Genomic DNA, 25,376 nt, shown 5'->3' with positions numbered 1-25,376 from the left:
CACGGCCGTCCCATGCGCTACAGCACCACGCCCGCGCCAGAAAGGGGTTACCCCGGCAAGCCTACGGCACGCTTCCCGACAGAGATCTTTCCGCTCCGCCGCCGCCCACCGGGCACCCTCACCGACCCAACGTCGACCGCAGACCCACCCGCACCAACGCCGCGTGCAGCTGCTCCGACAACGCCACCAACTCCCGCGCCGTCTCCGCCGCCCGCGCCCGCGCCGCCGGATCACTCTGCCGCGCCAACGGCGCCACCAACTGCGCGAACAACCCGACCTCACGGTCCGCCGCGCTCCGGTAACCCCGCAGGTGCCGCGGCTCCAACCCGTACGCCGCCAACCCCGCCACCGCCGACGCGATGATCAACGCATCCGCGTCATACCACCCCGGCGGATCCGACACGAGCACACCGAGCCGCTCCAACTCCGTCAACGTCGACTCGTCGATCCCACTACGGGCCACCAGATCAAGCCGGCCGAGCCGCACCTGCGACGACTCGGCCGGCTCCCGACCCGGCACCGCACCATCAGGACCCACCGCGACCAACGACGGCCGCGAACGCCCCGGCTGCTCACCGGACGAATCCCACTCCGCCAACTGCTCACGGATCACCCGCAACGGCAGATACCGGTCCCGCTGCGCGGCCAGCACGAACCGCAACCGCGCCACATCATCCCAGCTGTACTTCCGGTAACCCGCCGCCGTCCGCTGCGGCTCAACCAGCCCCTCGGCCTCAAGGAACCGCAGCTTCGAAATCGTGGTATCCGGGAAATCCACCCGCAACTGCCCCAGCACCTCACCGATGCTCATCAGCGGCTGGGACCGGGCCGCCCCGGGTGGCGTGGAGGCCGCAGGCTCGTTCACCCCCGGCCGGCCTCCTCCTCCGGGCGCGGACCGGCGATGAACACCACCCGGAACTTACCGATCTGAACCTCGTCACCATTGCTCAACGTGGCCGCCTCGACCCGCTCACGATTCACGTACGTGCCGTTGAGGCTGCCCACATCCCGCACCGTGAACGTGCCACCGTCCCGATGGAACTCCGCATGCCGACGCGACACCGTCACGTCGTCGAGGAAGATGTCACTGTCCGGGTGCCGGCCACTGGTCGTCACATCGTGGTCCAACAGGAACCGGGCACCCGCATTCGGACCGCGACGAACCACCAGCAGCGCCATACCGGGCGGCAGCGAACCGGACATCCGGCTCGGCACCACATCGGTGTCCGGCCCCTCCAGCACTTCGTCGAGCGAACCGAGATTGAGCGTCGAAGTGACGTCGAGCGGGGGGAACTCGTCGTCTGGCCGCGTCATGGGACCACCTCACGGATCTGTTCGGTCGGCGTCGGGTAATGGCGGGTCTGGCCGCCGGGCACTCGAACACCCGGCGGCTGGCTCCCCGTGCCCGGGAAGGCAATTCCGCAACGCTCAACTAATGGTTTCTTCTCGGTCGACTGGGCGAGCCTAGCCAGCGCCGAAATGCAGGGCAACCGGACGCGCGCAGACAACACGCCCGCCGGATCAAGCACACTCAGCCTTCGGTGATCTTCTGGTACGCACCCGCCGTCAGCAACCCGTCCACCGCGGTCGGATCATTCGGCGTGATCTCCACCAACCAACCCGCACCATACGGATCAGTGTTGATCAGCTCAGGAGTGTCACCCAGCGCCTCGTTGCGCGCCGCCACCGTACCCGCCACCGGCGCGTAGATCTCCGACACGCTCTTGGTCGACTCGATCTCACCCAACGAATCACCGGCCGCTACCACCGCACCGACCTCGGGCAACTGCACGTACACGATGTCACCCAGCGCGTCCTGCGCGAAGTGCGTGATGCCGATCCGGGCCGAACCCGTGCCGTCACCCGCCACCCACTCATGCTCGGCGGTGTATCGCAGATCCTCGGGAATCACCAGACGCGTCCTCATCCATCGGTGCCCCGGACCACCCGGGCCCGGCGCGGCCGCGCCGGTCAGGAGACCGGACGGGCGTGTTCCAACTTGATCGGCAGGTGCAGCGCCGAAACCTCGGCAACCTCACGCTCCCCAAACGTCACGTTACCGCCGTCACCCCGGACCGACGCGACCACCCCGCCAGGAATGTTCAACGCCGTACGCATCGTCGCCGGATCACCGATCACCGTGATCGTGAACGGCGCCGACAACCGCCGCCCCTCCACCACCAACGACCCGTTCTCCCCATCCAGGAAGTACGTCGACGCGATGACCCGCACCGTCGCCCGGTCACCACCGGAGATCTGCATCGCCTCCGCGCCGGCACCCCGCAACTCCTGCACCGCGTCCAACACCCGGTTCGCCGAGATCGGCTTGGTTCCACCGTAGAACTGCACCGTCAACCCCGGGCCCACCGCCGGCAACGTGCCCGCCAGCACACCCAGCTCGTCCGCCCGACGGGTCGCCTCGTCCAACGCCGCCTGACGACCCTGCTCACCCGAGGCCAACTGCCGCTGGCTGTCCTCCAACGCCCGGATGTCCTGCTGAAGACGGTTCTCCCGCGCATCCAGATCCGACAGGATCCGCACCAGGTCCTCCTGACGCGTCGCCCCCAACGTCGGATCCGTCGACGTCGTCTTCAACTGCACCACCAGCGTGAAGCCCAGCAACGCCAACAACGCCGCGATCATCACCCCGGCCGTACTCAACCGCCACCGACCCGCCACCACCGGCCCGGCCCGCCGCACCGGCAGCTCCTCCAGCCCGTCCGTCCGCTCGACCGGCTGCTCCGACCGCGACACCGCGCTCAGATCCACCGTCGCGCCCTCGTCATCGACCGGCGCCGCCCCGGGCTCCACAGCCGGCGACTCCGGCTCCACCGGGCCGTGCGGCGCCAACGGGCTCAGCTCGTCCGGATCCGGCGCATCCGGCCGAGGATCCGGCTCACCCGCCGGCCCACCCGGACGCGCCGGACCCGCCGGCTGCGGCCAACCCGTCCCCGTCTCCGTCTGCTCGTCGCTCATCGCGTCAAACCTACGCCCGGAACAGGTGCCGACGGATCGCCGCCACGTTCCCGAAGATCCGCACACCCAACACGACGACCACACCAGTGGACAACTGCCCGCCCACCCCCAACTGGTCACCCAGATACACGATCAGACCCGCCACCAGCACATTCGAGATGAACGACACCACGAACTGCTTGTCGTCGAAGATGCGGTCCAACTTCGCCCGCACCCCCCCGAACACCGCGTCCAACGCGGCAACCACCGCGATCGGCAGGTACGGCTGCAACGCCGCCGGCACCGTGGGATCAAGCCACACCCCGAGCACCACACCGGCGAGCAACGCCAGCACCGCGATCATCGGCCACCTCCGGAAGGGCTAGCGGTCGCCGGGGAACCCGACGACCCGGGACTGCCGGGACTGCCGGACCGGCCACCCGACACGGACGGGCTCGGACTGACCGACGGCTTGGCGTAGCGTAGCTGCGGCTCCGGAGCCGCCGGCAGGGTGAGGTCATCGGCACCCCGCACACCGAACGACAGACCGGTCTCCTGCGCCACCCGCCGCATCAACGCCGCGCTACGGCTGTCGTCGAACGCGCGCCGCATCGACCCCGGCCCGATCGCCGACACCTCGTACGGCCCGGTCACCGGCCGGAAATCCACCAGGATCGCCTCACCCGCCGAACGGATCGTCGACGTCGAGGTCAACCGCTGCCCGTTGATGGCGACCGCCTCCGCACCGGCACTCCACAACGCGTTCGCCACACCCTGCAGGTCGCTGTAGAGCACCCGCGGCGGCCCCGCGCCCGCACCGGTCACCGCGTCCGCCTTACCCGGCGCGTCCGCCAACCGCACCACCACGCCGTCGCCGCGCACCCGACCGAACCCGGTGCCCGCCTCCAGGTCCCGCAGCCGCGCCGCCGCCGACCCGCTCAACGCCGCGTCCCGCTGCCGGTTGACCTCCTCGCGCAGCTGGTCCGCACGCGTGGACAACCGGTCGGTCTGACTCTCCCGATCCTTGATCTGCGTCACCAACCCGGAGCGCGCCTGCGCGCGCCCCGGCTCGTCGGCCATCGTCTGCCGGTACGCGATCGCGAACAGGAAACCCAGCACCAGCACCACGAACAGGCTGATCGAACGCCCCGACCAGGCCTGCCAGCCCTGGGGCGGCTCCGACGAACCCCTCCGCCGGCGCGCCGCTGCCGCGTCGGCGTACCCCGGGTCCAGCGGGTTGCGGAACAGTTCGGTGAGGAAGTCCGGCGCGTACACCCGATCTGGGCGGGGCCGCTCGGGCGGCGGCGCGCTCACGCCGCCGCTCCCGGGTCACGCGCCGCGCGCACCAGGCGCGCGGCCTGCACCACGTACATCGCGCCGGCCACCCAGTAGAGCACCAGACCCCACCAGGCCAGGCCCCAGCCGATGGCGGCGGCGGCCGTGGCCACGCCGGTCGCCGCGGTCGCCAACAGCAGCACCGGGAACGCCGCCAGCAGCAGGAAGGTGGCGGTCTTGCCGACGTAGTGCACCGGAGGCGGGCCGTACCCGTAGCGGCGCAGCACCGCCAGCGAGCCGAGCAGCAGCAGCTCCCGGGCCAGCAGCGCCGCGGTGAACTGCCACGGCACCACCTCCCGGACGGTGAAGGCGATCAGGGTGGCGAGAATGTAGAGCCGGTCGGCCAGCGGGTCGAGCAGCTCCCCCAGCCGGCTCACCTGGCGCAGCCGGCGGGCGATCCAGCCGTCCACCCAGTCGGTGGTGCCGCCGATGGCCAGCACGACCACGGCCGCCACGTCCGCGCGGGCCACCAGGAACAGGTAGAGGAAGATCGGCACGCCCAGCAGTCGCCCGAAGCTGATCAGGTTGGGCAGGGTGAGCACCTGGTCGCCAGGAGTCTGGTCGTCGATGTCCCGTGGGTGCTCTTCCCGAGCCGGCCGACGCGACACCGAACCTCCTCCACGGCACGCTCCGGCACCCGGCCGTCGTCGGGCGCGGCGGAGGTCGTACGCGCTGTCGGGCCGGCAACCACCGGCTCCCCTGCGGCCCCGGGACGGGACCTCTTCCCTGACGCGGCCCGCGATCGATGATCACGGGCCGGGTAAGTGCGCTGCCACTATATCGGGCTCGCGTCCGGGCCAGGGGTGCCGTTACGCGTGGGTCGGTGCGGCGTTGCCGCATTGTGGCGTGGGTCACCACGCGTAGTGCGTCCTAGGATACTAGTGGAGGGGTGTGGTGCCTCAGGCCGTCTGCACGGCCGACTCGGTCTGCTGCTCCGGCACCGTCTGGGTCGCCGCCCGGGCGAAGGCACGCAGCGCCTGCAACAGGTCGTGCTGCATCCGAGGCGGCATCCGATCCAACACGACCTGCACCGCGTGCTGTCGCCGCTCAGCCAACTCCAGCAGCAGGGTCTGCGCGGCGGCCGTCGGCACCAGCCGCACCTCCCGCCGGTCCCGCGGATCGGCGACCCGGCGCAGCAGACCTGTCGCCTCCAACCGGTCACAGAGCCGGCTGGCCGACGAGGGCACCACATCCAGCAGCTCGGCCAACCCGTTGACATTGGTCTCCGGCCGGCTGCTGATCAGCGTCAGCACCCGCAGCTGGGTCGGCGGCACCGGATGCCGCGACGCCGCCGAGTCCAGTACGGCGATCAACGTCTCGGCGGCCGCGTCGATCGCCGAGGCGAGATCCTCAGGTCGCTCCACCCGATGTCCCCTGCCGTCGTCGCGCTGGTGCCCGCCCGACGCGGCGGCGATCCTCATGCGCCGTCCCGCTCGCGCGGACCATGCCAATCCAAGCAGACCACGACGGCGTCGTCGCGCAAATCGGAATCCGCGTGATAGGCGTGCAGTTCGCGCATCACCGTACCAACCGCCTCCGTCGCTGGCTGCAACCGCGTGGCACGCAGGGAACGCGCCATCACCCGCTGACCGTACGGCTCCCGGCCCGCCGGCTCCGCGGCCCACACCCCGTCACTGACGACGAAGACCCGCTCACCCGGCGCGAGCTGGAACTCCTGCAGCTCGTAGCGGGTCTCGGCGAACATGCCCAGCGGCAACTGCTGCTCCAGCTCCATCGGCTCGACCGTCGCGCCGCGCATCCGCAGCATGCGCGGCGAGCCGGCGTCGACCGCCCGCGTCAGCCCCGTCCGGATGTCCAACTCCAGCAGCAAGGTGGCCACGTGCCGGCGACCCCGGTGCTGGTAGAAGACCGTGTCCGACGCCAGTTCCGCCTGCTCCACGAGACCACCGCCGGAGCGCCGCGCGTTGCGCATCGCGTTCACCGTGACCGAGGTCAGCAGCGACGCCGCCAGCCCGTTGCCCTCGCCGTTGAGCACCGTCAGGGTGAGCCGGTCACCGTCCAACGACCAGTCGAAGTGGTCGCCACCCACCGTGTACGCCGGCTCCAGCTGACCGGCCAGGTGAAACGCGCGGTGCGCCACACTGCGACCCGGCAGCAGGTCCCACTGCATCTCGGCAGCCATGCTGAGCCGCTCGCGTCGGCGGACCCGCCGGTAACGGTCGGTCTCCCGGTCCGCGGCCCGCAGCGCCACCGCCAGGTCGCCGGCGATGTCGGTGGCGCGACCCGTGACGGCAGGGCCGGGCACGGCCGGCAGCTCGATGAGCAGCACGCCGAGCCGCTCCCCCCACACCGTCAGCGGCAGGTAGAGCCGGCACGCGCCGCCGTCGGCGTTGTCGCGCACCGGTTGCTGACTGCTGAAGCAGCGCTGCGCCACGGTGTGGCACGCCAGGAAGCCGGCCGCCGGCAGGTCCGGATCCAGCACCGGCCAGAGCCCGCTGATGCGGTAGTCGGCGACGAACACGTCGGTGCGCACGGCGCCCAGCGCTGCGCGGATCGCCCGGTCCGCGGCTTCCGCCAACTGGTCCGGCGGCGCCTCACGCAGCGCCCGCGACACCACGTCCGGCGCGTCCACCATGCTTGCTCCTCCAGAAACTTGCTGTAGGGCAAGCATCATACGGACGCCGCCGGACCACCGGTCGGCGCGGGTCAGTCGGCGTCGCGCGTGGCCAGCACCCCGTGGAACGCGTCCGGCACCTCGGCCGGCGGGCCGTCCGGCCGCCACCGGTTGACCGGGACGATCCCGTCCGACGTCGGCGTCCACCGCCCCAGCAGTGCCGGGAACGCCGCCGGCGGGCGCATCCGGAACGCCGGCCCCATCATCGCCAGCGCCTGAGGATGCCCGGCCAGCTCCTCGGTGTCGAAATCCACCGCCAGCAGACTGCCCGGCGCCGCCGCCGCGTACAACTCGTCGAGGGTGCGGGTCAGGGTGTCGTCGTCGAGGAACGCGGCGAGACCCAGGAAGACAACCCCGACCGGCCGCCGCCCCCAGCCCGGCACGAAGCGGTGCAGCTGCGCCGGGTCGATGGTGCCGATGTCGGTGGCGTCGCCGTACCCGTAGCCGGCCCGGTCGCTGCCGGCGAGGATGCGCTGCCCCAGCCGGATGGTGACCGGATCCACGTCGGTGTAGAGCACGGTGGCGTCCTCGGCGACCTCGTGCACGTTGCCCATCGTGGGCACCCCCGCGCCGAAGACCAGGAAACCGTCCACGCCCTGCTCGGCGATCGCCCGGACCGCCCGCCCGAGAAAGGCCCGCAGCTCGCGAAAGACCGGCGCACATGGCCCGTACGCCTGCTCGAAGGCGTTGGCGGCGGCCACGTCGACCGGGAAATGATGCTCCCCGCCCAACCAAAAGTCGATCATGCGGGCGGTGCTCGGCTCGGCCGGTTCACCCATCGACGACGCTCCCTCCGGCGATCACCGCCCAGCGTACCGACCCGGACCCGCTGGGCGGTATCGCTCCGCCGACTCGCCCCGCCCGCGATACTGGCCCGGCGGGAGGTGCGCGGTGAACTCGGCGAACAGCGCGGCGGTGGTGGTCGGCGTGGACGGCTCGGAGCCGTCCCTGCGCGCGGTGCGTCTCGCCGCCATGGAGGCCGCCCGTCGGCACCGGCCACTGCGGGTCGTACACGGGTTCATCTGGCCGCTGCTGCACGTGCCGGTCTCCCCCGCGCCGGACGCGCCGCCCGGCGGCGGGCTGCGCCACCAGGCCGAGGAACTGGTCGCCGCCGCGGTGGCCGAGGCCGAGGCTGCCGTGCCCGGCCTGTCGATCTCCGGCGAGATCATCGACGGCGAGGCCGCCGCGGTGCTGGTGGGCGAATCCCCCACCGCGGCGCTCATCGTGCTCGGCGACCGAGGGCTGGGCGGTTTCTCCGCGCTGATCGTCGGCTCGGTGGCGGTGCAGGTCGCCGCGTACGCCGACTGCCCGGTGCTGGTGGCCCGCGGCGACCCGCACCGCCCCGACGAGCCGGTGCTGGTGGGGATGGACGGCTCGGCGGCGTCCCGGCTCGCCGCGGAGTTCGCCGCCGAGACCGCCGTGACGCGCGGCGTGCCGCTGCACGCGGTGCACGCCTACCGGCATCCGGGCAGCAGCGGCCCCGGCGACATGCAACCCCTGGTGTACGACGAGACCGGCCTGCACACCGAGCAGGAGCGGATGCTCACCGGATGGCTGTCCGGGCTGGTCGAGGACCACCCCGGGCTGCGGCTGACCTGGCGGGCCACACACGGCCGTGCCGGCGCCGTGCTCGCCGAGGCGTCCCGCTCGGCCCAACTGGTCGTCGTCGGCGGGCAGGGCCGCGGCGAGGTGACCGGGTTGCTGCTGGGGTCGGTGAGCCAGTCGGTGCTGCACCACGCGCACTGCCCCGTCGCCGTGCTCCGCGCCCCGCGCTGATACCCGGGGTTGGCCCGCCGCGAGACGGGTAGACGGCCGCGGTATGCCAACGGCGACGAAGGAGGCAGCAGATGCCAGGACCACGGCCGGGAAGCAACGCGTACGACAAGCAGCGGGCGCGGTTGCGCAACGCGATCGACGACTCCGGACGGCGGGTGCCCGACGGCAAGGCCAACCAGGTCGCCAACAAGATCCTCCAGGAGGATCGCGGCCAGCGGGGCGTCGTGCGCGGCGAGCGCACCTACGGCCCCAAGGGTGAGCGCGAACCGGGCGACCCGAAGTGAGGAGGGTCGACCTGGCCGACGGCGCCATCGCGGGCGCGGTCGGCAGCACCGCGCTGAACGTGGTCGGCTATCTGGACATCGCCCTGCGGGCACGGCCGGCGAGCACCACAGCGGAGCAGACCGTCGGTCGGCTGGCCGACATCGCGCACGTGGACCTGGGGTCGGGGCCCCGGGCGGCGACCCGCCGCTCGGGGCTCGGGCCGCTGATCGGCTATGGGCTGGGCATCGCCGCCGGCATGGCGTTCGCGCTCTACGCGGGCGGACGGCGGCAGCCACTGCCGATGGCCAGCGGCGTGCTCGGCGCAGGCGTCATGGCGATGACCGACGGGTCGATCACCGCGCTGGGCATCAGCAACCCGCGGACGTGGGGGCGCTCCGACTGGATCTCCGACATCATTCCGCACCTGGCGTACGGGCTGACGGCCGCCGCCACCTGGAACAGGTTGCGGCGGCCGTCAGGTCGCGACCGTTAGGCCCGGGTGTCGCTGTCGTCCTCGGCGACGGGCTCACCCGCCGGGCCGTACGGCGACACCTGGCCCTTGGGCACCGGCCGACCGGCGTCCCCGCGCGACGAACCACGGTTGAGCGGGTGCCCGGTCGGCTGGGGCCCCTTGCTGTCCTGACTGGTTGCTCCCTTGGCGTTACGCCGGAACTCCTCCTGCTGCGGGTTGACCACGGGTGTCTCCCTCCAGGTAGGGCGGGCGGTATCGACCGCCTCCACCGCACGCATACCCGCCCGGCCCGGGGCCATTCCGGCCCCGCCGGCCGCCGGGAGGGCTACTCGCCCTCCCGGCGGGTACGCACCGGGCGTGGGCGACGATCGAGCGGTGGTGCGGGTCCTGCTGGACCGGCGTGGCAACACGTACGCGGAGGAGGCCGGGATCCGGCTCTCCGACCGACCCGGGCCGCTGTACCAACTGCTGGTGCTGGCCACCCTGCTGAGCACCCGGATCCGGGCGTGCGTGGCCGTCGACGCCGCGCGGGAGCTGTTCGCGGCCGGCTACCGCACCCCGCAGGCGATGGAGGCGGCCAGTTGGCAGCAGCGGGTCGACGCGCTGGGCCGGGGTCACTACCGCCGCTACGACGAGCGGACCGCCACCATGCTGGGCACCGGCGCCCGACTGTGCCTGGACCGCTGGCACGGCGACCTGCGCAGGCTGCACCGGGAGGCTCAGGGCGATCCGGCCGGGCTGCGTCGCCGGCTCACCGAGTTTCCCGGCATCGGGCCCACCGGCGCGGACATCTACCTGCGCGAGGCCCAGACGGTCTGGTCCGACCTGCGCCCGTACGCCGACCGGCGTGCGCTGGCCGGCGCGAAGCGGCTGGGTCTGCCGGGCTCACCGGACCGGCTGGCCGGGCTGGTCGACGGCCCGGACTTCGGTCGCCTGGCCTCGGCGCTGGTCCGGGTGGCGCTCGGCGAGGAGTCCGCCGGTGAGGTCACCCGGGTCGCCGCCCGGTGAGGCGCTCACTTGACCGTCTTGTCACCCGGGCGGGTCAGGTGCCACACCAGCAGCGCGGCGAGCAGCGCCAGGACGACCAAGCCGCCGGAGATGCCACGGCCCTCCTCGGGGCTGCGGCCGGCGGTGCCGAAGTAGATCACCGCGAGGCCGGCGAGCACGGCGACGAACTTGCGAAACCCTCGGTCCTTCACATACCGCACGCTAGGCGGCGCGACGTCACTTCGGGATGTTTTGGGCGGATCAACCCCCGATCGGGCGACGGTCACCGGTCGGTGGCGAACCCCCGCAGCCGTACCCGCCGCACCGCCCGGTCGGCGACCTCCACCACCTCGATGGTCAACCCGGGCAGCCGCAGCGTCTCACCCGGCTCACTCGGCAGGTGACCCAGCCGCGCCAACACCAGCCCGGCCACCGTGGTGTACTCCCGGGACAGTGGAAAGCTCAGCCGCACCCCCAGGTCGGGCAGGTCGTGCAGCGGGAAGTCACCGGGCACCAGCAGCGACCCGTCCGGCTCCCGGGTCGCGCCGCGCACGTCGCGGTCGGTCTCGTCGTACAACTCGCCGACCACCTCGGCCAGCAGGTCCTCCAGGGTGACGATGCCGTCGATGCCGCCGTGCTCGTCGACGACCAGGGCCAGTTGCTGGTGTTCCTGGCGCAACTGCCGCAGCGCGTCGGCGACCGGCAGGGTGACCGGCAGCAGCAGCGGCGACCGGCACCACTCCCCCACCGTGCCCGTGCCAGCCCGCACCAGGTCGCGGATGTGGACCACGCCGCTCACGTCGTCCAGCCCACCAGGGCCGGTCACCGGCGCACGGGACCGGCCCGCGGCGGCGAGCCGACGCACACCCTCGTCGACGGCCAGGTCGCCCGGCAACGTGGTCACCTCCCGCCGCGCCACCAGGATCTCGCGCAGTGTCCGGCCGGCGATGTCGAACGCGCCGCTGAGGATCTCCCGCTGCTGCGCCGACAGGCCGCGCTGACTGACCAGCATCTCGCGCAGTTCCTCCTCGCTCATCTCCTCCCGGCTGGCCCGTGGGTCGCCGCCGGCGAGCCGGACCACCAGGTCGGTGGCCCAACTGAGCAGCCAGACCGCCGGCCGGGACACCCGGGCGAGCAGGTCCAGCGGCCCGGCGCTGAGCAGCGCCCAGCGCTCCGCCCGCTGCATGGCCAGCCGCTTCGGCGCCAACTCACCGAACACCAACGTGACGAAGGTCAGCGCCACCGTCACCAGCAGGACCGCGGCGGGACGGGCCGCCGCGCCGAGGAAGCCCAGCGGGGCGACGAGCGGCTGGGCCAGCGACACGGCGGCTGCCGCCGAGGCGAGAAACCCGGCCAGGGTGATGCCGAGCTGGATGGTGGCCAGGTAGCGGTTCGGGTCGCGGGCGAGCCGCACCAACCGGTCGCCGGCACGGGTTCGCCGCCCCAGCCGCCGCAGCTGCCCCTCGCGCAGCGTCACAAGCGCCATCTCGCTGCCGGAGAGCGCCGCGTTGATCAGCACCAGCACGGCCACCAGCGCCAACTGCCCGAGATGGCCGCCCATCGCGCACCCCCGTCCGCCGCCTCAGGTCACTCAACCGCAGCGGACCCGGCCCCGGTCCGGTTTCCGGCGCTCAGTCGACCTCCAGGTCGTCCAGCGAGATGGCGTGCGTCATCAGCCACCGGGCCAGCGCCGACATGCCGAACAGCCACAGCGGAACCGACTCGGTGGGGCCGTTTGTCGCGTAGATGGCGAACCGCAGGTCCGGCGCGCGGTACGCCTCGATCCGCCACCGGTGCTGCCGGTCCCGCCAGACCGCCGAAGGGTCCATGGCGTCACCGTAGGTGACCGCCGCTGACCTGGGAGGCCATTGGCCCGACACCACCGCGCGCACGAGCGCTCAGGTCACGACGATCCGGGCGTCGTCGGGCAGTCGGCGGGTGGCGCCCCGGCGGTCCAGCAACTCCAGCAGTGGCACCGCCACCCGGCGGGTGGTGTCAAGCGCCTGCCGGGCCGCCGACAGGGTGAACGGCTGGGGCAGCCCGGCCAACACCCGGACCGCGTCGTCGAGCGCGTCGGGCAGCAGCACCACGTTGTCGGCCAGTCGCAGGAGAGCCCCGGCGCGCACGGCGGCTCCGATCTCCCGGGGACCCAGGCCCAGGTCGACGAGGTGGTCCGCCTCGGGGGCACGGAACGGCCGGTCGCCGTACTCGTCGCGGACCCGCTGCACGGCCCGGGCCACCGGCTCGGGCAGATCGGCCACACCCGCCGCACCAACCCGACCCGCGTGGACGCGCAGCGGCGGCCGGATCAGGGCCTCGACCAGCACCCGGTCGGGCAGTGCCAGGCGCTGACGCAGCACGTCCACAGGCATCCCGGGCTCCAGCGGGTGTTCCCGGGCGTAACGGGCGACCTCCTCGGTCACCTGGTCGCCGAGCCGCCGCCAGTGCGCGGGGTCGGCCAGCCAGTCACCGGCCACGGGCGCGACATGTGCCGGCACACCCATCCGGATGAGCGTGCCGGCACGGATCAGTCGACGGCGGCGCAGTTCCCCGGCCAGGTCGGGTCGACCGTCCAGGTCGGCGAGGACCTGCGCGCGGGCCGCGGCGGCACCTCTTCGGGCCAGCGGTGGTGGCGCGACGTCCAGCACGCGTACGCCACCGGAGACGTGGTGTCGACCCGGATCGCGCAGCAGCGCCCGGTCGCCGACCAGCAGCGGCAGCGGCCGGGCCAGCCGGAGCCGGACGGTGTCCGCGCCGAGCGGCCGAACCCGCACCGGCACCGCCGCCGACCCGACGTGCAGGGTGAGGGTGGCCGGCAGGTCGGCGGCCGGGTCGCCGGTGAGCCGGACGTCGACGACGTCGGTGCGGTGGAACCGGCCCGGGGTGAGCAGCGCGTCGCCTCGGCCGATCCGGTCGCGGGACGTACCCCGGAGGTTGACCGCCACCCGGGCGACGGCCGCGGCCTCCGGTCGGGCCTCACCCAGCGAGTGCAGGCCACGGACCCGGACCGTCTCCTGCGTGTCGGCCAACTCCAACTCGTCGCCCACCCGGAGGCGACCGGCGCCGAGGGTGCCGGTGACCACGGTGCCGCTGCCGCGCACGGTGAAGCTGCGGTCCACCCAGAGCCGGACCGGATCGTCCACGGCCGGCGCCGGCAGCCCGGCGGCGAGCCGGTCCAGGGCGGTGCGCAGCTCCGGCAGGCCGGCGCCGGTCAGACCGCTGACCGCCACCGCCTCCACCGCGCCGAGGCTGCTCGCGGCGATCTCGGCGCGGGCCTGGGCCGTCGCCGGCCCCGGATCGGCCAGGTCGGCGCGGGTCACCGCCAGCAGGCCGTGCCCGACGCCGAGCGCGTCGAGCGCGGCCAGGTGCTCGGCGGACTGCGGCATCCACCCCTCGTCGGCGGCGACCACGATCAGCGCGGCGGGCACCGGACCGACCCCGGCGAGCATGTTCGGCACGAACCGCTCGTGACCGGGCACGTCGACGAAGGCGATGGTGCCGCCCGACGGCAGCGTCGTCCAGGCGAAGCCCAGGTCGATGGTCATTCCCCGGCGTCGTTCCTCGGCCCACCGGTCCGGTTCCATCCCCGTCAACGCCCGGACCAGGGTCGACTTGCCGTGGTCCACGTGCCCGGCGGTGGCGACGACGAACACGTCAGTCGTCCCCGGGCACCCGGAGCACGGCCGCTCGGACGGCCTCGTCGGCGTCGGCGGGCACACAGCGCAGGTCGAGCAGGAGTCGACCCCGCACCACCCGGCCGAGGATCGGCTGGTCTCCGGTGCGCAGCGGCGCCGCGTACCGCTCGGGCAGGCTCAACGCCCACGAGTCCAACTCCACGCCGGGGGCGCCCCCGCCGCCGACCACCGCGACGGCCGGCACCACCTCCGCCTTGCGGCCGTCCGCGCCGAGCCGGTCACGGAGCCGCTCCACCCGGCGGCGCAGGGCACCCGGGTCGGCGTGCAGCGCCGCCCGGGTGGGGGTGTCCGGCTGGTGCAGGGTGGCGGCGAGCGCGGCCAGGGTGAGCTTGTCCACCCGCAGCGCCCGGGCCAGCGGATGGCGGCGCAGCCGGTCGATCAGCTCGACGTCGCCGAGCAGCAGCCCCGCCTGCGGCCCACCGAGCAACTTGTCACCGCTCGCGGTGACAAGCGCGGCGCCGGCGCGCAGGGTGGTGGCCGCGTCCGGTTCGTCGGGCAGCAACGGATCCGGGGTGAGCAGACCGGAGCCGATGTCGGCGACCACCGGCACGCCCAGCGTGGCCAGTTGCCGCACCGGCGTGGCCGAGGTGAAGCCGGTGACCTGGAAGTTCGACGGGTGCACCTTGAGCACGAAGCCGGTCTGCGGGCCGAGCACGGCGGCGTAGTCGGCGAGGGTGGTGCGGTTGGTGGTGCCCACCTCCCGCAGCCGGGCACCGGTGCTCTCCAGCAGGTCGGGCAGGCGGAAGCCGTCCCCGATCTCGACCAGCTCGCCCCGGCTGACGACGATCTCCCGGCCGGCGGCCAACGCGGTGGCGGCCAACACCAGCGCGGCGGCGCCGTTGTTGACCACGTGTACGGCGCCCGCGTCGGGCACGGCGGCGGCGAGCGCGGCGAGCGCGTCCCGGCCGCGGCGAGCACGTCGCCCGGTGCTCAGGTCCAACTCCACGTCGGTGTGACCGGCGGCGGCCACGACGGCGGCGACAGCGGTGGTCGACAGTGCCGCCCGACCCAGGTTGGTGTGCAGCACCACGCCGGTCGCGTTCAACACCGCGCGAGGGCTCGGCGCCGGCAACGCCGCGACCGCCGCGTCCCGAACCTCGTCGGGCCTGATCTCGCCTCGGCGGGCCCGCTCCTGCGTCCGGACGACGAGCGCCTTGACCCGATCCCGGCCAAGGGTCGAGGTGGCCGCGGCCAACTGCGGATCGGCCAGCAACGTGTCGGTGCGAGGCACCCGGCGTCGCGGATCCACCGCACCGTCGCGCATCGCGTCATCTCCTGCCCATGTTGGCGGAGACGGACGGGAATCGAACCCGCCTGGCCCGGGTCCCGGACCACACCGGTTTTGAAGACCGGGAGGGGCACCAGCCGCCTGAACGCCTCCGTCGGCCATTCGATCACAACGCCGACGTGGGCGCTCAGTCAGCCGGCAGATCCGCCCCGGCCCGCCGGGCGTTCACCCGCTCGCGTTGCGGCACGACCGTGTAGCGCGGGTCGCGGGCCGACGCGACACCGCCGTAGAAGATGCCGAAACGGGTGGCGACCGACGCGCCCAGCAACGCGGCACCGGAGAGCGCGCCGACCGTCCTGCTGCGTCGGCCGAGCAGCGCCCCGGTGACCCCGGCGGCGGTCAGCCACCGGCCGGCGCGCAGCAGCCGACCGGGCCGACCCCGCCGGTAGGGCTCGCTGAGCAGCCCGAGCCGGGTCTCCACCCGGTGCGCGCCGTACAACTCCAGGGCCGCCCCGGCCACCGCCATCCGCCGGGCCGGCCCGGCCTCGGCGGGCGGCGCGGCGAGCAGACCCACGCCGGCGCCGCTGGCCAGCGCGCTGCCCGCGAAGACGATCGGCAACTCGGGGTACGCCTCATGCCACGACGGCACCGCCGTGTCGGCGAGCAACACCCCGGTGTACGTGGCCAGCGCCGGTGCCGTGGCGGCGGCGAGCAGCCCAGCCGCGTGCCCCACCGGTGGCAACGTCCGGCGGGCGAGCCCGAGCAGCCCACGCCGGGGCAGCAGACCGGCGCTCTCGGCGATCGCGGCGATCGCGGCGGCCGGCCCGTACGCGGTGAGGATCCAGGTGCCCACCGACATGGGCGAGGTCGGCTTCGCCACCCGCAGCATGTGGTGGAACCGCGCCGGCCGACCCAGGTCTCTGATCAGGAACACGGCGCTGGCGGTCACGGCGGTCAGGGCGGTGACCCGGCCTGCTCGGCGCAGCGTCGGCCGGCCGGTGACCTGCCCTCCGGCGGCGAGCAGCGACGAACCGGCGGCCAGACCTCCGGTGAACAGGTACGCGGCGATGTCCCACTTCCAGACCGGCGCCTTCAGGATCGGCCGGCCGTAGTACGAGGTGAACTCGGCCTCCGGCACCCGCAGTTCCTCGCCGCCACCGCGCCGGCCACCGCGCCGACCGCCCTGCCGGCCGGAGCCTCGGGCGGTGGGTCGGGCGGCCCCGGGTGGCGATGGAGCCGGGTCCGTGGGCGTGTCCGCGCGGCCGGTGCTCTCGGCGGCAAGCTGGCCGGTGCTCTCGGCGGCGAGGCGGTCGCGGAAGCGGCGGAACAGGTCGCCCACCGGGGGGCGGTGTGGACTCACGAGTTTCTCCCGACGAAAGCGACGACGGTTGCCGCCGCCATGGCCAGTGCGGCGAGGCCGGCGCGTTTCCACATCGCCGGCAGGTCCCGCGTGGTCACCACCGGATCCGGCGGCAACCCATACACCTCCGGCTCATCCAACAGCAGGAAGAACGCCCCATCCCCACCGACACCGTCGTTCGGGTCATGCCCATACAACCGCGCCTCGGACACCCCCCGCTCATGCAGCGTGGCGACCCTCGTCGCGGCCCGCTCCCGCAACTCATCAAGGACCCCATACTGAATCGACTCCGTCGGACACGCCTGCGCACACGCCGGCGTCATCCCCGCACCCAACCGGTCATAACACAGCGTGCACTTCCACGCCCGACCATCACCCTTACGCTGATCAATCACCCCATACGGACACGCCGAAATGCAGTAACCACACCCATTACAGATATCCTCCTGCACCACCACCGTCCCGAACTCCGTCCGAAACAACGAACCCGTCGGACACACATCCAGACACGCCGCATGAGTGCAGTGCTTACACACATCCGACATCATCAACCAACGAAAATCACTACGCCCCTCCGCACCGGTACCCCGACCCGGCGGCTGCGCCCCCGGCATCCCCAGGAACTGCGGTCCCGCGCCCGCGTCGACCGACCGCTGCGGGCCGGCGTTCACCGGCTCGCCGAGCACGTCCGCCGACGGCGGGTGCTGCCCAGCCGGGCGGGGCTGCTCGATGAACGCGACGTGGCGCCACGAGTTCGCGGTCAGCGCGCCGGTGTTGTCGTACGACATGCCCAGCAGGTCCAGGCCGGAGCCGGGCACCCCGTTCCACTCCTTGCAGGCGACCTCGCACGCCTTGCAGCCGATGCAGACGCTGGTGTCGGTGAAGAACCCCATCCGCGGCGGCGCGTCCACATAGCCGGCGTCAGGCGCCGGGTCGAGCGGCCCGTACAGGCTGTTCGGGTCAGGAAGCACCGTGTCCCTCCCCATCGCTGTCCGTGGTGACGGCCGGCGCGTGCCCGCCCGCGGTGATCCCGGCCCGGCGCTGGTAGTCGGCGACCAGGTCCAGCAGGTGTTGTCCTCGCGGGCGACGGCCGGGCCGCACGTCGCAGGTGCCGACCTTGCTCTCCTGGATCAGCACGTTCGGGTCGAGGCTGATGCCGAACAGGTCGTTGGCCGAGTCACCGGTGACCAGACCTTCGAAACCGAAGTGGTACGGCAACCAGACCTGGTGAATCACCCGGCCGTCCACGCGCAGCGGGGTGAGCCGATCGGTCACCAGCACCTTCGCCTCGATGGCCGCGCGGGCAGTCACCAGATGCGCCCAGTCGAGATGGGTGAGGCCACGCTCGACCGCCAACTCCGGCGACACCTCCACGAACATCTCCGGCTGCAACTCGGCCAGCGGCGACACGGTACGGCTCATCCCGCCGGCCGTGTGGTGCTCGGTGAGCCGGCTGACCGTGAAGACGTACGGGAAGACGTGGCTGTGTTCCTCCGGCGGGCTCGGGTTCACCGAGTTCACCGGGTGCGCGTACGACTTGCGGGTCGGGTTGGCCTGCTGCCGGTAGAGCGGGTTGCGCACCGGCGACTCGACCGGCTCGTAGTGCGTCGGCAGCGGCCCGTCCAGGACGCCGCTGGGCGCGTACAACCAGCCCTTGCCGTCGCCCTGCATGACGAACGGATCGTCACCGGCGATGCCCTCCGGCCCGGAGGCACCGGGCGGCGGCCGGTACGACGGCGGTTTGGTCTTCTCGAAGTCCGGCACGTCGTAGCCGGTCCACTCGCCCTTCTCCGGGTCCCACCAGACGTACTTCTTACGTTCGCTCCACGGATTTCCGTCCGGGTCGGCGGAGGCGCGGTTGTAGAGGATCCGCCGGTTCGCCGGCCACGCCCAGCCCCACTCGGCGGCCACCCAGTCCTGCTCGTGGCGGGACTTGCGGCGGGCCGCCTGGTTGACGCCGTCGGCGTAGACGCCCGTGTAGATCCAGCAGCCGATCGCGGTGGAGCCATCGTCGCGGGCATCGGCGAACGTGGACAGCGGGCGGCCGGTCGTCACGTCGTACCCGTTGATCTCGCGCAGGACCGCCTCGGCGCTCGGCTCGTCGTGCGGACCGTGCGTGGGATAGTCCCAGGTGAGGTCGAGCAACGCCCGGTCGCGGGGCAACCGCGAGTCGGCCAGCTTCTCCCGTAGCTTGCGGCCGAGGTGGTAGAAGAACCACAGCTCGGAGCGGGCGTCGCCCGGCGGTTCGACAGCCTTCTCCCGCCACTGCAACAAGCGTTGGGTCTGGGTGAACGTGCCCTCCTTCTCCACGTGTGAGGCGGCGGGCAGGAGGAACACCTCCGTGCGGCACTCCTCCGGAACGATTTCCCCGGTGGCCACCTCGGGGCCGTTCTGCCAGAACGTCGCGCTCTCGATCATGAACAGGTCCCGGACCACCAACCAGTCCAGGTTCGCCATCCCGAGCCGCTGTGCCCGCCCGTGCGCCGAGCCGACCGCCGGGTTCTGGCCGAGCAGGAAGTATCCCTTGATCTTCCCGTCGATCATGTTCAACACCTGCTGGTACGTGCCGTGATCGCCAGTCAGGCGAGGCAGGTAGCCGTAGCAGAAGTCGTTCTCCGGTGTCGCCGCGTCGCCCCAGTACGCCTTGAGCAGGCTGGCGGCGAACGACCCGGCGTTGCCCCAGAAGCCCTTCTGGCCGGGGTGGCGGATGCTGTCCACCCACTCGTCGAAGGTCGGGTGATCGGCGTGGTGCGGCATAGGCAGGTAACCCGGCAGCAGGTTGAACAGCGTCGGAATGTCGGTGGAGCCCTGGATGCTGGCGTGCCCGCGCAGCGCCATGACCCCACCACCGGGGCGGCCCATGTTGCCCAGCAGGAGCTGGATGATCGCGCCGGTCCGGATGTACTGCACACCCACGCTGTGCTGCGTCCACCCCACCGAGTAGATCAGCATGCCGGTGCGGTCCCGGCCGGAGTTCCGCGTCCACGCCTGGGCCAGCTCCAGGAACTGGTCCTGGGGGATGCCGCAGACCCGCTCCACCATCTCCGGGGTGTAGCGGGCGAAGTGCCGCTTGAGGATCTGGTAGACGCAGCGCGGGTGCTGCAACGTCTCGTCGCGCTGGGTCTGCCCGCCCACCGGCGCGCCGTGCGACTCGTGCTCCAACCCGGCCGCGGTGTCGCGCTCCTTGGCCGTGTGGCCGCTGCCCGAGGAATCCTCGTTCCCCGCGTACTGCCAGCTGTCCTGCACGTAGCTTCCGGTCTCCGGGTCGAAGCCGGAGAAGAACCCGTCGCCGTCCTCGGTGTCGCTGAACTGCTCACTGACGATCGTGGCCGCGTTCGTGTACGACAGCACGTACTCCCGGAAGTCCAACTCGTTGTCCAAGATGTAGCGCACCACCCCACCGAGCAGCGCGATGTCGGTGCCCGCCCGGATCGGCAGGTACGCATCAGCCACCGCACTCGTCCGAGTGAACCGTGGGTCGACATGGAACACCTTCGCACCACGACGCTTGGCCTCCATCACCCACTGGAAACCCACCGGATGCGCCTCGGCCATGTTCGAACCCTGAATGACGATGACGTCAGCGTTGGCGATGTCCTGCTGGAAATCCGTCGCACCGCCACGACCGAAGCTGGCCCCCAGACCGGGGACGGTGGCGGAGTGTCAAATACGGGCCTGGTTCTCGATCTGGAGTGCCCCCATCGCGGTGAACAACTTCTTGATGAGGTAGTTCTCCTCGTTGTCCAGCGTCGCCCCACCCAGGCTGGAAATCCCCAGCGTCCGGTTGAGCGGCCGGCCCTGCGTGTCGACGTCCTCCCAGGTCTGCTCGCGTGCGGCGAGCACCCGGTCGGCGATCATGTCGAGCGCGGTGTCGAGCTCCAGGTCTTCCCACTGCGTCGAGTACGGCCGGCGATAGCGGACCTTCGTCTGCCTCAGTGGACTGGTCACCAGGCTCTTGCTCGCCGAGCCCTTCGGGCAGAGCCGACCCCGCGAGATCGGGCTGTCCGGGTCACCCTCGATCTGCGTGACCTGCCCGTCCTTGACGAACACCCGCTGACCGCAACCCACAGCGCAGTACGGGCACACGGACCGCGCGACACTGTCGGCGATCTCGGTGCGGGCGGTCAGCCCCGCCGAACGGGCGGACTGCGCCGCGGCACCCCGGCCGAGCGGATCGGTGCCGGTGAGCTGCCGATAAACCGGCCAACCCTCGATGAACGTCCGCAGACCCATCTCCGACACCCCCTCCCACGCGAGCGACCTCATGAACATAAGTCAGACGAGCCATCTTCGCGAACCAGGGTTTCAGCAGCTGGGCACAGACAGCGCCGCCCTCGACCGGGTGGGTCGGGGGCGGCGCTGGTGTCGGTGTGCAGGTCGCCTCTCGGCGAGTGGCGCGACGCGGCTCCAGCCTGACGGTATTCCGCGACGGCGATATTAGGTGAGGCCCGGGGACACTGAGTCACACCGACACTCGTCCACAACCACCCAGCGCCCCACCTTGTTCCCCACCCCGCCGACCGCACCGTATTGCGGCCCCTCATCGCCCAAGCCCCGCGTCGCCACGAGATCTTGGACAGTTTCAGGTGCGGCAGGCCATCCACCTACCCCGCGCCAGCCAGCGACGCGTCGCGCGCCAACCCGACCTACACCAGACGTCGAACCCCGTCGTGGCGTTGGCGTCTGGGTCTGGACATGCCGCTGGCCGGCACCCCGTGGTGGGGGTGCCGGCCAGCGGTTCTCTCGTGGTGCTGGGGTCAGCTGTTCCAGTACTGGCCGACCAGATCGGCGGCCTGCTGCTCCCACTGGGCGTAGGCGTCCGGGTAGGCCGAGACCTGCACGGTCTGCGCGGCGACGGTCAACGGCATGTCCTGCCAACCATCAACCTGCTTCAAACCCTTCAGGAACGCGGTGGTCGAGTAGTCCGGGTCGGTGATCTGCTCCGGCGTACCCCAACCCGAGCTCGGGCGCTGCTGGAACAGACCCAGCGAGTCGTGGTCGTTACGGTCACCCAGGTGACCCAGGTTCTCCAGCTTCGACTCCTGCAGACTCGTCGCGATCGAGATCACCGCGGCCCGCTCGGGCAGGCCGGCCTTCTTCGTGGCGGCGATGATCGCCTTCACGTTGGCGGTCTGCTCGTCGTTGAGGGTGATGTGCGACTGGGCGCCCTGCACGCCGTGCGGGATCAGCTTGGCGGTGTCGGGCTTGTCAGCCTGCACGGCGACCGCTGCCGGCTTGGCATCCACCGGGGTGGCGGCGTGGGCGATCGGGCCGGCGAAGACGCCACCGGCGAACGCGAGACCAGCAACAGACAGCACGCTCTTACGAATGATCGTGTTCATGAGGGTTAGCTCCTTCGGGGGTAAGGACACCCACCCACCAGGGGACGGTGGCGCGGGTGTGAGCACCTCGTCCGGCGCTGCACAAACGGGGGAAAGTCTTGGGGTTCGGCGGCCTACGGGCGGGCCTCGTGGCGCCGGGTCCAGATGTAACGACCGACGGGCCAGGCTCATTCCGGGGGCGGCCCATCCACACGTCGAACCTCGATCGTGGGGGATGTAACGACCCGAGGGCCGAAGTCATTCCGGCGGCCCGTCGAGCCAGTGCGGTCGGTCGTGGGGGATGTAACGACCGGGCCGGGCCTGGCATTCCAACCCCCGGTACGCGGGGTACGCGGGGCGGGCCGGCGGCCGGTGGTACTGCGATCGTCAGGGTATGTAACCCGTCCGGGGCCGCCTCGATTCCGGCCTCAGGATGCCACCGGTCACACCCAGAAACCACCCACGAGCAACATTTCGCCCAGACCGGCATGGCTCGGCCCGGCCAGACCCCGCCGGTCGGGGATGATCCACACCACATCGCCGATATCGGTGTATCAACGGACCGGTGATACCGCGATATCGGCGATGTCGAGTCGATCAACCCGCCTTGCCGCCGCTGGGCGCTGGGCGCGGTGCCCGAACGGGGGCGGCAACTCCCGCAATCCGCAGAAAATCACCCAAAAACCCCAGACCACGCCGCCCACACACACCCCAACCCCGGCCGCCCGAACACCCGAACCCAGCGCGCGGGTCGGCCCGTGCCCAGCGCACGGTCGGTGGCGTCGTCCCGGCACGGTCGGCGGCATCGTCCGACACGGTCGGCAGCATCGTCCGACGACCCAGGGCCGCACAACACGCGTGACCGGTCCAGAGACGGACACGGCGAACACGGCCCCATTCACGACAAACCCGCCACAGCCCGCCACCCCTCACCGACAACCGCTCACCACCGGGCGGTATCAGCCACACGCCACCCCGGCAACTCGGGCACGACGAGGAGCCGATCCGAGGCGGTAGGTGCGCGGTGAGCGACACCGGCTCGGGCGGGCGTTACCCTGACACCATGCAGGCCGTTTCCCCCACCGCGACCGGCGTGGCCTTCCTGGCCCGTCCGGGTCGCCCTGCCGTGGTGGCGCGGACGCTCGCCGAGCTTGCCGGTCCCACCCAGGGCGTGGTGGAGCTGCCGGTGCGGTTGATGTGGAACGCCGAGCGCACCTTCGACCTGGGCGACCCGGACCAACTGCTCTGGATGTACGAAAACGTACTCCGGGAGACCACCCGCGCTGAGGACCTGCGCGTCCTGATCAACGGGCGGACATTGCGCCGGGTGTGGCGGCTGCTCAACCTGCCGCGAGGCGTACGCCTGGCGTGGGAGAGCCGGCACCGCGGCCTGCGCGCGGCGTGATCGCGCCCCATTTGCACGAGTTCTACCGGGAGGTGGCCCGGGTCGCGCTGACCGCCGCCGGGCCGCACCGGTTCGTCCTGGGTGGCGGGGTGGCCTGGGCCGCGCACGGGTTGGTCGCCCGCCCGACGGAGGACGTGGACCTCTTCGCCGACGTGGAGGGCGCCGCGGCGGCCGCTTCCAACGGAGTACGCGTGGCGCTCGAGCGCGCCGGGTTCACCGTCACCGACGCCGACCCTGACAGTGAGCTGGCCGAACTGTTCGACGGGTACGACCAGGACATGAAGGATTTCGTGGTGAGCCGGGACGGGCGGCAGATCCGGCTCAGCCTTGCCCGGCTCGACCGGCAGCAGAGCCCGGTGGTGATGGACCTCGGCCCGGTGATGGACGTCCGCGACCTGGTCGCCAACAAGATCGCGGCGTTGGTCAACCGGCGGGAGGTCCGTGACTTCATCGACGTGGCGGCCGCCCTGGAGCACTATGACGTGACGGAGTTGCTGGAGCTGGCCCGGCAGGTCGACCCGGCCCTGGATCCGGCGGACGTGCGGGCCGCTGGCCGTTACCTGGACCGACTGTCCGAGCAGCGCTTCGGCCGCTACGGGCTGAGCGCGGTCGACGTCGCCCAGGTCCGGCAGCGCTTCGCCGCCTGGCCACGCTGACGCCGACACCGGCTGAGGCCCGAGACCGAGGCGAACGCGAACGACCCACCGAAACGCGCTGCGCTACCGCACCGCCGTGTCAAACCACAGCCGGACCGCCGCCGCACCAAACGGCACCGCGCCAAACCGCTCGGCCAAACGGCCCCCCAGCCAAGGCGCCGCACTGCCGCACCGAAGGCGCCGCACCGCTGGCCCAGACGGCCGCCGGGCGGACGACCCGGGGAACGCCCACCCGGCGGCGGATCACTTGGTCGGTCGACCGCCGGTGACCCCAAGGATCTCGCCGGTGACGTAGCTGGACTCCTGGGACGCGAAGAAGACGTACGCCGGGGCGAGCTCCGCCGGCTGACCAGGCCGGCCCTGCGGGGTGTCGGTGCCGAACTGCTCGACCTTCTCCTTCGGCATGGTGGCCGGGATCAGGGGCGTCCAGATCGGACCGGGCGCCACCGCGTTGACCCGGATGCCCTGCTCGGCCAGGTCGGCGGCGAGGGCCTTGGTGAAGTTCGCGATCCCCGCCTTGGTGGTGGCGTAGTCCAGCAACTGCGGCGACGGGTCGAACGCCTGGATCGACGCCGTGTTGATGATCGCCGACCCCTCGGGCAGGTGCGGGACGGCGGCCTTGCAGAGCCAGAACATCGCGTACAGGTTGGTCTTGAGGACGCGGTCGAACTGTTCGGTGCTGATCCCGAGAATCCCCTTGTCCTGCGACATCTGGTAGGCCGCGTTGTTGACCAGGATGTCGATGCCGCCCAGGTCACGTACGGTCCGGTCGATCAGGTCCTGGCAGTGCGCCTCGTCGGTGATGTCGCCGCGTACCGCGATGCCCCGCCGCCCGGCGCCCTCGACGAGGCGGATGGTCTCCCGGGCGTCGGCGTCCTCCTCCTCGCCCAGGTACGAGATGAGGACGTCCGCGCCCTCGCGTGCGAAGGCGATGGCGACGGCCCGGCCGATCCCCGAGTCACCGCCGGTGATCAGCGCCCGCTTGCCGTCGAGCTTTCCGCTGCCCCGGTACGACTCCTCGCCGTGGTCGGGCTTGGGCGTCATCTCGCCGGTCGAGCCGGGCGGCGTCTGCTGCTGGCCGGGCTGGCCGGACTGCTGGCCGTACTGGTTGGTCGGGTCCTGTTGGGTGTGCTGGTCCTTGCTCACCGACATCTCCTCCTGCGGCGCGACTCGGTCCCTGACTGCCCTACCCTGCGGTGGCCTGCGGAAACCGTAGGGTCGGCGGGGCGGGCATGGCGGCAGCGACCGGCGCTGGTTATGGTGCGCGAGGCGCTCACGAGGCGCATC

Annotated in this window: 27 protein-coding genes and 1 tRNA gene; 6 read left to right on the top strand and 22 right to left on the bottom strand. The window is 72.0% G+C overall.

Annotated features, from left to right (window positions below; genetic code table 11):
• Nucleotides 1-118: 118 nt before the first annotated feature.
• The 10 genes from ABZ808_RS04855 to ABZ808_RS04810 all read right to left on the bottom strand — a co-directional run bounded on the left by ABZ808_RS04855 (nt 119) and on the right by ABZ808_RS04810 (nt 7,704).
• Complete coding sequence (locus ABZ808_RS04855) at nt 119-811, bottom strand: MerR family transcriptional regulator (protein ID WP_357002761.1); 693 nt, start codon at nt 809-811, stop codon at nt 119-121.
• A gap of 50 nt (nt 812-861) precedes the next feature.
• Nucleotides 862-1,314 carry an FHA domain-containing protein gene (locus ABZ808_RS04850; RefSeq protein WP_007071101.1) on the bottom strand — a complete coding sequence of 151 codons (453 nt, stop codon included), beginning with the start codon at nt 1,312-1,314 and terminating at the stop codon, nt 862-864.
• A gap of 217 nt (nt 1,315-1,531) precedes the next feature.
• Nucleotides 1,532-1,912 carry a glycine cleavage system protein GcvH gene (gene gcvH / locus ABZ808_RS04845; RefSeq protein WP_357000965.1) on the bottom strand — a complete coding sequence of 127 codons (381 nt, stop codon included), beginning with the start codon at nt 1,910-1,912 and terminating at the stop codon, nt 1,532-1,534.
• Between the two features lie 59 nt (nt 1,913-1,971).
• A complete protein-coding gene (locus ABZ808_RS04840; RefSeq protein ID WP_357000962.1) occupies nt 1,972-2,976 on the bottom strand; it encodes a DUF881 domain-containing protein in 1,005 nt (334 codons plus the stop codon).
• 10 nt (nt 2,977-2,986) lie between these two features.
• Nucleotides 2,987-3,319: a small basic family protein gene (locus tag ABZ808_RS04835; RefSeq protein ID WP_007460356.1), complete on the bottom strand. Its 333-nt coding sequence runs from the start codon at nt 3,317-3,319 to the stop codon at nt 2,987-2,989.
• On the bottom strand, nt 3,316-4,269 hold the full coding sequence (locus ABZ808_RS04830) for a DUF881 domain-containing protein (RefSeq protein WP_357000959.1): 954 nt from the start codon (nt 4,267-4,269) through the stop codon (nt 3,316-3,318). Before ABZ808_RS04830 ends, ABZ808_RS04835 begins: the two co-directional genes overlap by 4 nt.
• On the bottom strand, nt 4,266-4,859 hold the full coding sequence (locus tag ABZ808_RS04825; RefSeq protein ID WP_357002759.1) for a CDP-alcohol phosphatidyltransferase family protein: 594 nt from the start codon (nt 4,857-4,859) through the stop codon (nt 4,266-4,268). Before ABZ808_RS04825 ends, ABZ808_RS04830 begins: the two co-directional genes overlap by 4 nt.
• A gap of 330 nt (nt 4,860-5,189) precedes the next feature.
• Nucleotides 5,190-5,654, bottom strand: coding sequence for a MarR family transcriptional regulator (locus ABZ808_RS04820; protein WP_357002757.1), 465 nt, complete (start codon nt 5,652-5,654; stop codon nt 5,190-5,192).
• 53 nt (nt 5,655-5,707) lie between these two features.
• Nucleotides 5,708-6,886 (bottom strand): PP2C family protein-serine/threonine phosphatase, encoded by a 1,179-nt coding sequence (locus ABZ808_RS04815; protein ID WP_357000955.1) that lies wholly within the window; start codon nt 6,884-6,886, stop codon nt 5,708-5,710.
• Between the two features lie 71 nt (nt 6,887-6,957).
• Nucleotides 6,958-7,704 (bottom strand): SAM-dependent methyltransferase, encoded by a 747-nt coding sequence (locus tag ABZ808_RS04810; RefSeq protein WP_357000952.1) that lies wholly within the window; start codon nt 7,702-7,704, stop codon nt 6,958-6,960.
• Between the two features lie 112 nt (nt 7,705-7,816).
• Between ABZ808_RS04810 and ABZ808_RS04805 the strand changes: the two genes are divergently transcribed.
• The 3 genes from ABZ808_RS04805 (at nt 7,817) to ABZ808_RS04795 (ending at nt 9,458) form a co-directional block, all read left to right on the top strand.
• Nucleotides 7,817-8,701: a universal stress protein gene (locus ABZ808_RS04805; protein WP_357000949.1), complete on the top strand. Its 885-nt coding sequence runs from the start codon at nt 7,817-7,819 to the stop codon at nt 8,699-8,701.
• A gap of 71 nt (nt 8,702-8,772) precedes the next feature.
• Nucleotides 8,773-8,985 carry a hypothetical protein gene (locus tag ABZ808_RS04800; protein ID WP_053661037.1) on the top strand — a complete coding sequence of 71 codons (213 nt, stop codon included), beginning with the start codon at nt 8,773-8,775 and terminating at the stop codon, nt 8,983-8,985.
• The gene (locus ABZ808_RS04795) at nt 8,982-9,458 is read left to right on the top strand and encodes a hypothetical protein (protein ID WP_357000946.1); all 477 of its coding nucleotides are present in this window, start codon (nt 8,982-8,984) and stop codon (nt 9,456-9,458) included. Before ABZ808_RS04800 ends, ABZ808_RS04795 begins: the two co-directional genes overlap by 4 nt.
• Here ABZ808_RS04795 and ABZ808_RS04790 read toward each other — a convergent pair.
• Nucleotides 9,455-9,661: a hypothetical protein gene (locus tag ABZ808_RS04790; protein WP_357000943.1), complete on the bottom strand. Its 207-nt coding sequence runs from the start codon at nt 9,659-9,661 to the stop codon at nt 9,455-9,457. The genes ABZ808_RS04795 and ABZ808_RS04790 overlap by 4 nt on opposite strands.
• Before the next feature lie 133 nt (nt 9,662-9,794).
• On the opposite strand from ABZ808_RS04790, the gene ABZ808_RS04785 reads away from it, so the two are divergent.
• Nucleotides 9,795-10,445, top strand: a complete 651-nt coding sequence (locus ABZ808_RS04785) for a hypothetical protein (protein WP_357000940.1) — start codon at nt 9,795-9,797, stop codon at nt 10,443-10,445.
• Nucleotides 10,446-10,450: 5 nt separating this feature from the next.
• Here the strand turns inward: ABZ808_RS04785 and ABZ808_RS04780 are convergent, their stop codons facing one another.
• The 10 genes from ABZ808_RS04780 to ABZ808_RS04735 form a co-directional block, all read right to left on the bottom strand.
• Complete coding sequence (locus tag ABZ808_RS04780) at nt 10,451-10,636, bottom strand: hypothetical protein (protein ID WP_357000937.1); 186 nt, start codon at nt 10,634-10,636, stop codon at nt 10,451-10,453.
• A gap of 71 nt (nt 10,637-10,707) precedes the next feature.
• Nucleotides 10,708-11,985 carry a hemolysin family protein gene (locus ABZ808_RS04775; protein ID WP_357000934.1) on the bottom strand — a complete coding sequence of 426 codons (1,278 nt, stop codon included), beginning with the start codon at nt 11,983-11,985 and terminating at the stop codon, nt 10,708-10,710.
• A 70-nt stretch (nt 11,986-12,055) separates the two neighbouring features.
• Nucleotides 12,056-12,253 carry a hypothetical protein gene (locus tag ABZ808_RS04770; protein ID WP_030327722.1) on the bottom strand — a complete coding sequence of 66 codons (198 nt, stop codon included), beginning with the start codon at nt 12,251-12,253 and terminating at the stop codon, nt 12,056-12,058.
• A 69-nt stretch (nt 12,254-12,322) separates the two neighbouring features.
• The gene (selB, locus tag ABZ808_RS04765) at nt 12,323-14,077 is read right to left on the bottom strand and encodes a selenocysteine-specific translation elongation factor (RefSeq protein WP_357000931.1); all 1,755 of its coding nucleotides are present in this window, start codon (nt 14,075-14,077) and stop codon (nt 12,323-12,325) included.
• Between the two features lies 1 nt (nt 14,078).
• Nucleotides 14,079-15,383, bottom strand: coding sequence for an L-seryl-tRNA(Sec) selenium transferase (gene selA, locus ABZ808_RS04760; RefSeq protein WP_357000928.1), 1,305 nt, complete (start codon nt 15,381-15,383; stop codon nt 14,079-14,081).
• A gap of 21 nt (nt 15,384-15,404) precedes the next feature.
• A tRNA-Sec gene (locus ABZ808_RS04755) sits at nt 15,405-15,500 on the bottom strand.
• Nucleotides 15,501-15,534: 34 nt separating this feature from the next.
• Nucleotides 15,535-16,707: an NrfD/PsrC family molybdoenzyme membrane anchor subunit gene (nrfD, locus tag ABZ808_RS04750; protein WP_357000925.1), complete on the bottom strand. Its 1,173-nt coding sequence runs from the start codon at nt 16,705-16,707 to the stop codon at nt 15,535-15,537.
• A complete protein-coding gene (locus tag ABZ808_RS04745) occupies nt 16,704-17,693 on the bottom strand; it encodes a 4Fe-4S dicluster domain-containing protein (protein ID WP_357000923.1) in 990 nt (329 codons plus the stop codon). The genes nrfD and ABZ808_RS04745 overlap by 4 nt, the downstream gene beginning before the upstream one ends.
• Complete coding sequence (gene fdh / locus ABZ808_RS04740; protein ID WP_357002755.1) at nt 17,668-20,940, bottom strand: formate dehydrogenase; 3,273 nt, start codon at nt 20,938-20,940, stop codon at nt 17,668-17,670. The genes ABZ808_RS04745 and fdh overlap by 26 nt, the downstream gene beginning before the upstream one ends.
• 524 nt (nt 20,941-21,464) lie before the next feature.
• Nucleotides 21,465-22,049 carry a hypothetical protein gene (locus ABZ808_RS04735; RefSeq protein WP_357000921.1) on the bottom strand — a complete coding sequence of 195 codons (585 nt, stop codon included), beginning with the start codon at nt 22,047-22,049 and terminating at the stop codon, nt 21,465-21,467.
• A 1,042-nt stretch (nt 22,050-23,091) separates the two neighbouring features.
• Here ABZ808_RS04735 and ABZ808_RS04730 point away from each other — a divergent pair.
• Nucleotides 23,092-23,433: a hypothetical protein gene (locus ABZ808_RS04730; protein ID WP_357000918.1), complete on the top strand. Its 342-nt coding sequence runs from the start codon at nt 23,092-23,094 to the stop codon at nt 23,431-23,433.
• Nucleotides 23,430-24,089 carry a nucleotidyl transferase AbiEii/AbiGii toxin family protein gene (locus ABZ808_RS04725; protein WP_357000916.1) on the top strand — a complete coding sequence of 220 codons (660 nt, stop codon included), beginning with the start codon at nt 23,430-23,432 and terminating at the stop codon, nt 24,087-24,089. The genes ABZ808_RS04730 and ABZ808_RS04725 overlap by 4 nt, the downstream gene beginning before the upstream one ends.
• 243 nt (nt 24,090-24,332) lie before the next feature.
• Here the strand turns inward: ABZ808_RS04725 and ABZ808_RS04720 are convergent, their stop codons facing one another.
• Nucleotides 24,333-25,235, bottom strand: a complete 903-nt coding sequence (locus ABZ808_RS04720) for an SDR family oxidoreductase (protein ID WP_357000914.1) — start codon at nt 25,233-25,235, stop codon at nt 24,333-24,335.
• Between the last annotated feature and the right edge of the window lie 141 nt (nt 25,236-25,376).

The sequence above is a fragment of the Micromonospora sp. NPDC047527 genome, from assembly GCF_040643015.1.
Classification (GTDB): domain Bacteria; phylum Actinomycetota; class Actinomycetes; order Mycobacteriales; family Micromonosporaceae; genus Micromonospora.
The sequence above is the reverse complement of the archived record's forward strand: the minus strand, read 5'-3'. Positions and strand labels throughout refer to the sequence as shown.

Excerpts from the sequence above, each read along its gene's own strand:
- ABZ808_RS04770 (WP_030327722.1), bottom strand. The coding sequence starts at position 12,253 with ATGGACCCTTCGGCGGTCTGGCGGGACCGGCAGCACCGGTGGCGGATC.
- ABZ808_RS04745 (WP_357000923.1), bottom strand. The coding sequence starts at position 17,693 with ATGGGGAGGGACACGGTGCTTCCTGACCCGAACAGCCTGTACGGGCCG.
- ABZ808_RS04815 (WP_357000955.1), bottom strand. The coding sequence starts at position 6,886 with ATGGTGGACGCGCCGGACGTGGTGTCGCGGGCGCTGCGTGAGGCGCCG.
- ABZ808_RS04810 (WP_357000952.1), bottom strand. The coding sequence starts at position 7,704 with ATGGGTGAACCGGCCGAGCCGAGCACCGCCCGCATGATCGACTTTTGG.
- selA (WP_357000928.1), bottom strand. The coding sequence starts at position 15,383 with ATGCGCGACGGTGCGGTGGATCCGCGACGCCGGGTGCCTCGCACCGAC.
- ABZ808_RS04850 (WP_007071101.1), bottom strand. The coding sequence starts at position 1,314 with ATGACGCGGCCAGACGACGAGTTCCCCCCGCTCGACGTCACTTCGACG.
- ABZ808_RS04775 (WP_357000934.1), bottom strand. The coding sequence starts at position 11,985 with ATGGGCGGCCATCTCGGGCAGTTGGCGCTGGTGGCCGTGCTGGTGCTG.
- ABZ808_RS04835 (WP_007460356.1), bottom strand. The coding sequence starts at position 3,319 with ATGATCGCGGTGCTGGCGTTGCTCGCCGGTGTGGTGCTCGGGGTGTGG.
- ABZ808_RS04800 (WP_053661037.1), top strand. The coding sequence starts at position 8,773 with ATGCCAGGACCACGGCCGGGAAGCAACGCGTACGACAAGCAGCGGGCG.
- ABZ808_RS04855 (WP_357002761.1), bottom strand. The coding sequence starts at position 811 with ATGAGCATCGGTGAGGTGCTGGGGCAGTTGCGGGTGGATTTCCCGGAT.
- ABZ808_RS04735 (WP_357000921.1), bottom strand. The coding sequence starts at position 22,049 with ATGAACACGATCATTCGTAAGAGCGTGCTGTCTGTTGCTGGTCTCGCG.
- ABZ808_RS04840 (WP_357000962.1), bottom strand. The coding sequence starts at position 2,976 with ATGAGCGACGAGCAGACGGAGACGGGGACGGGTTGGCCGCAGCCGGCG.
- ABZ808_RS04730 (WP_357000918.1), top strand. The coding sequence starts at position 23,092 with ATGCAGGCCGTTTCCCCCACCGCGACCGGCGTGGCCTTCCTGGCCCGT.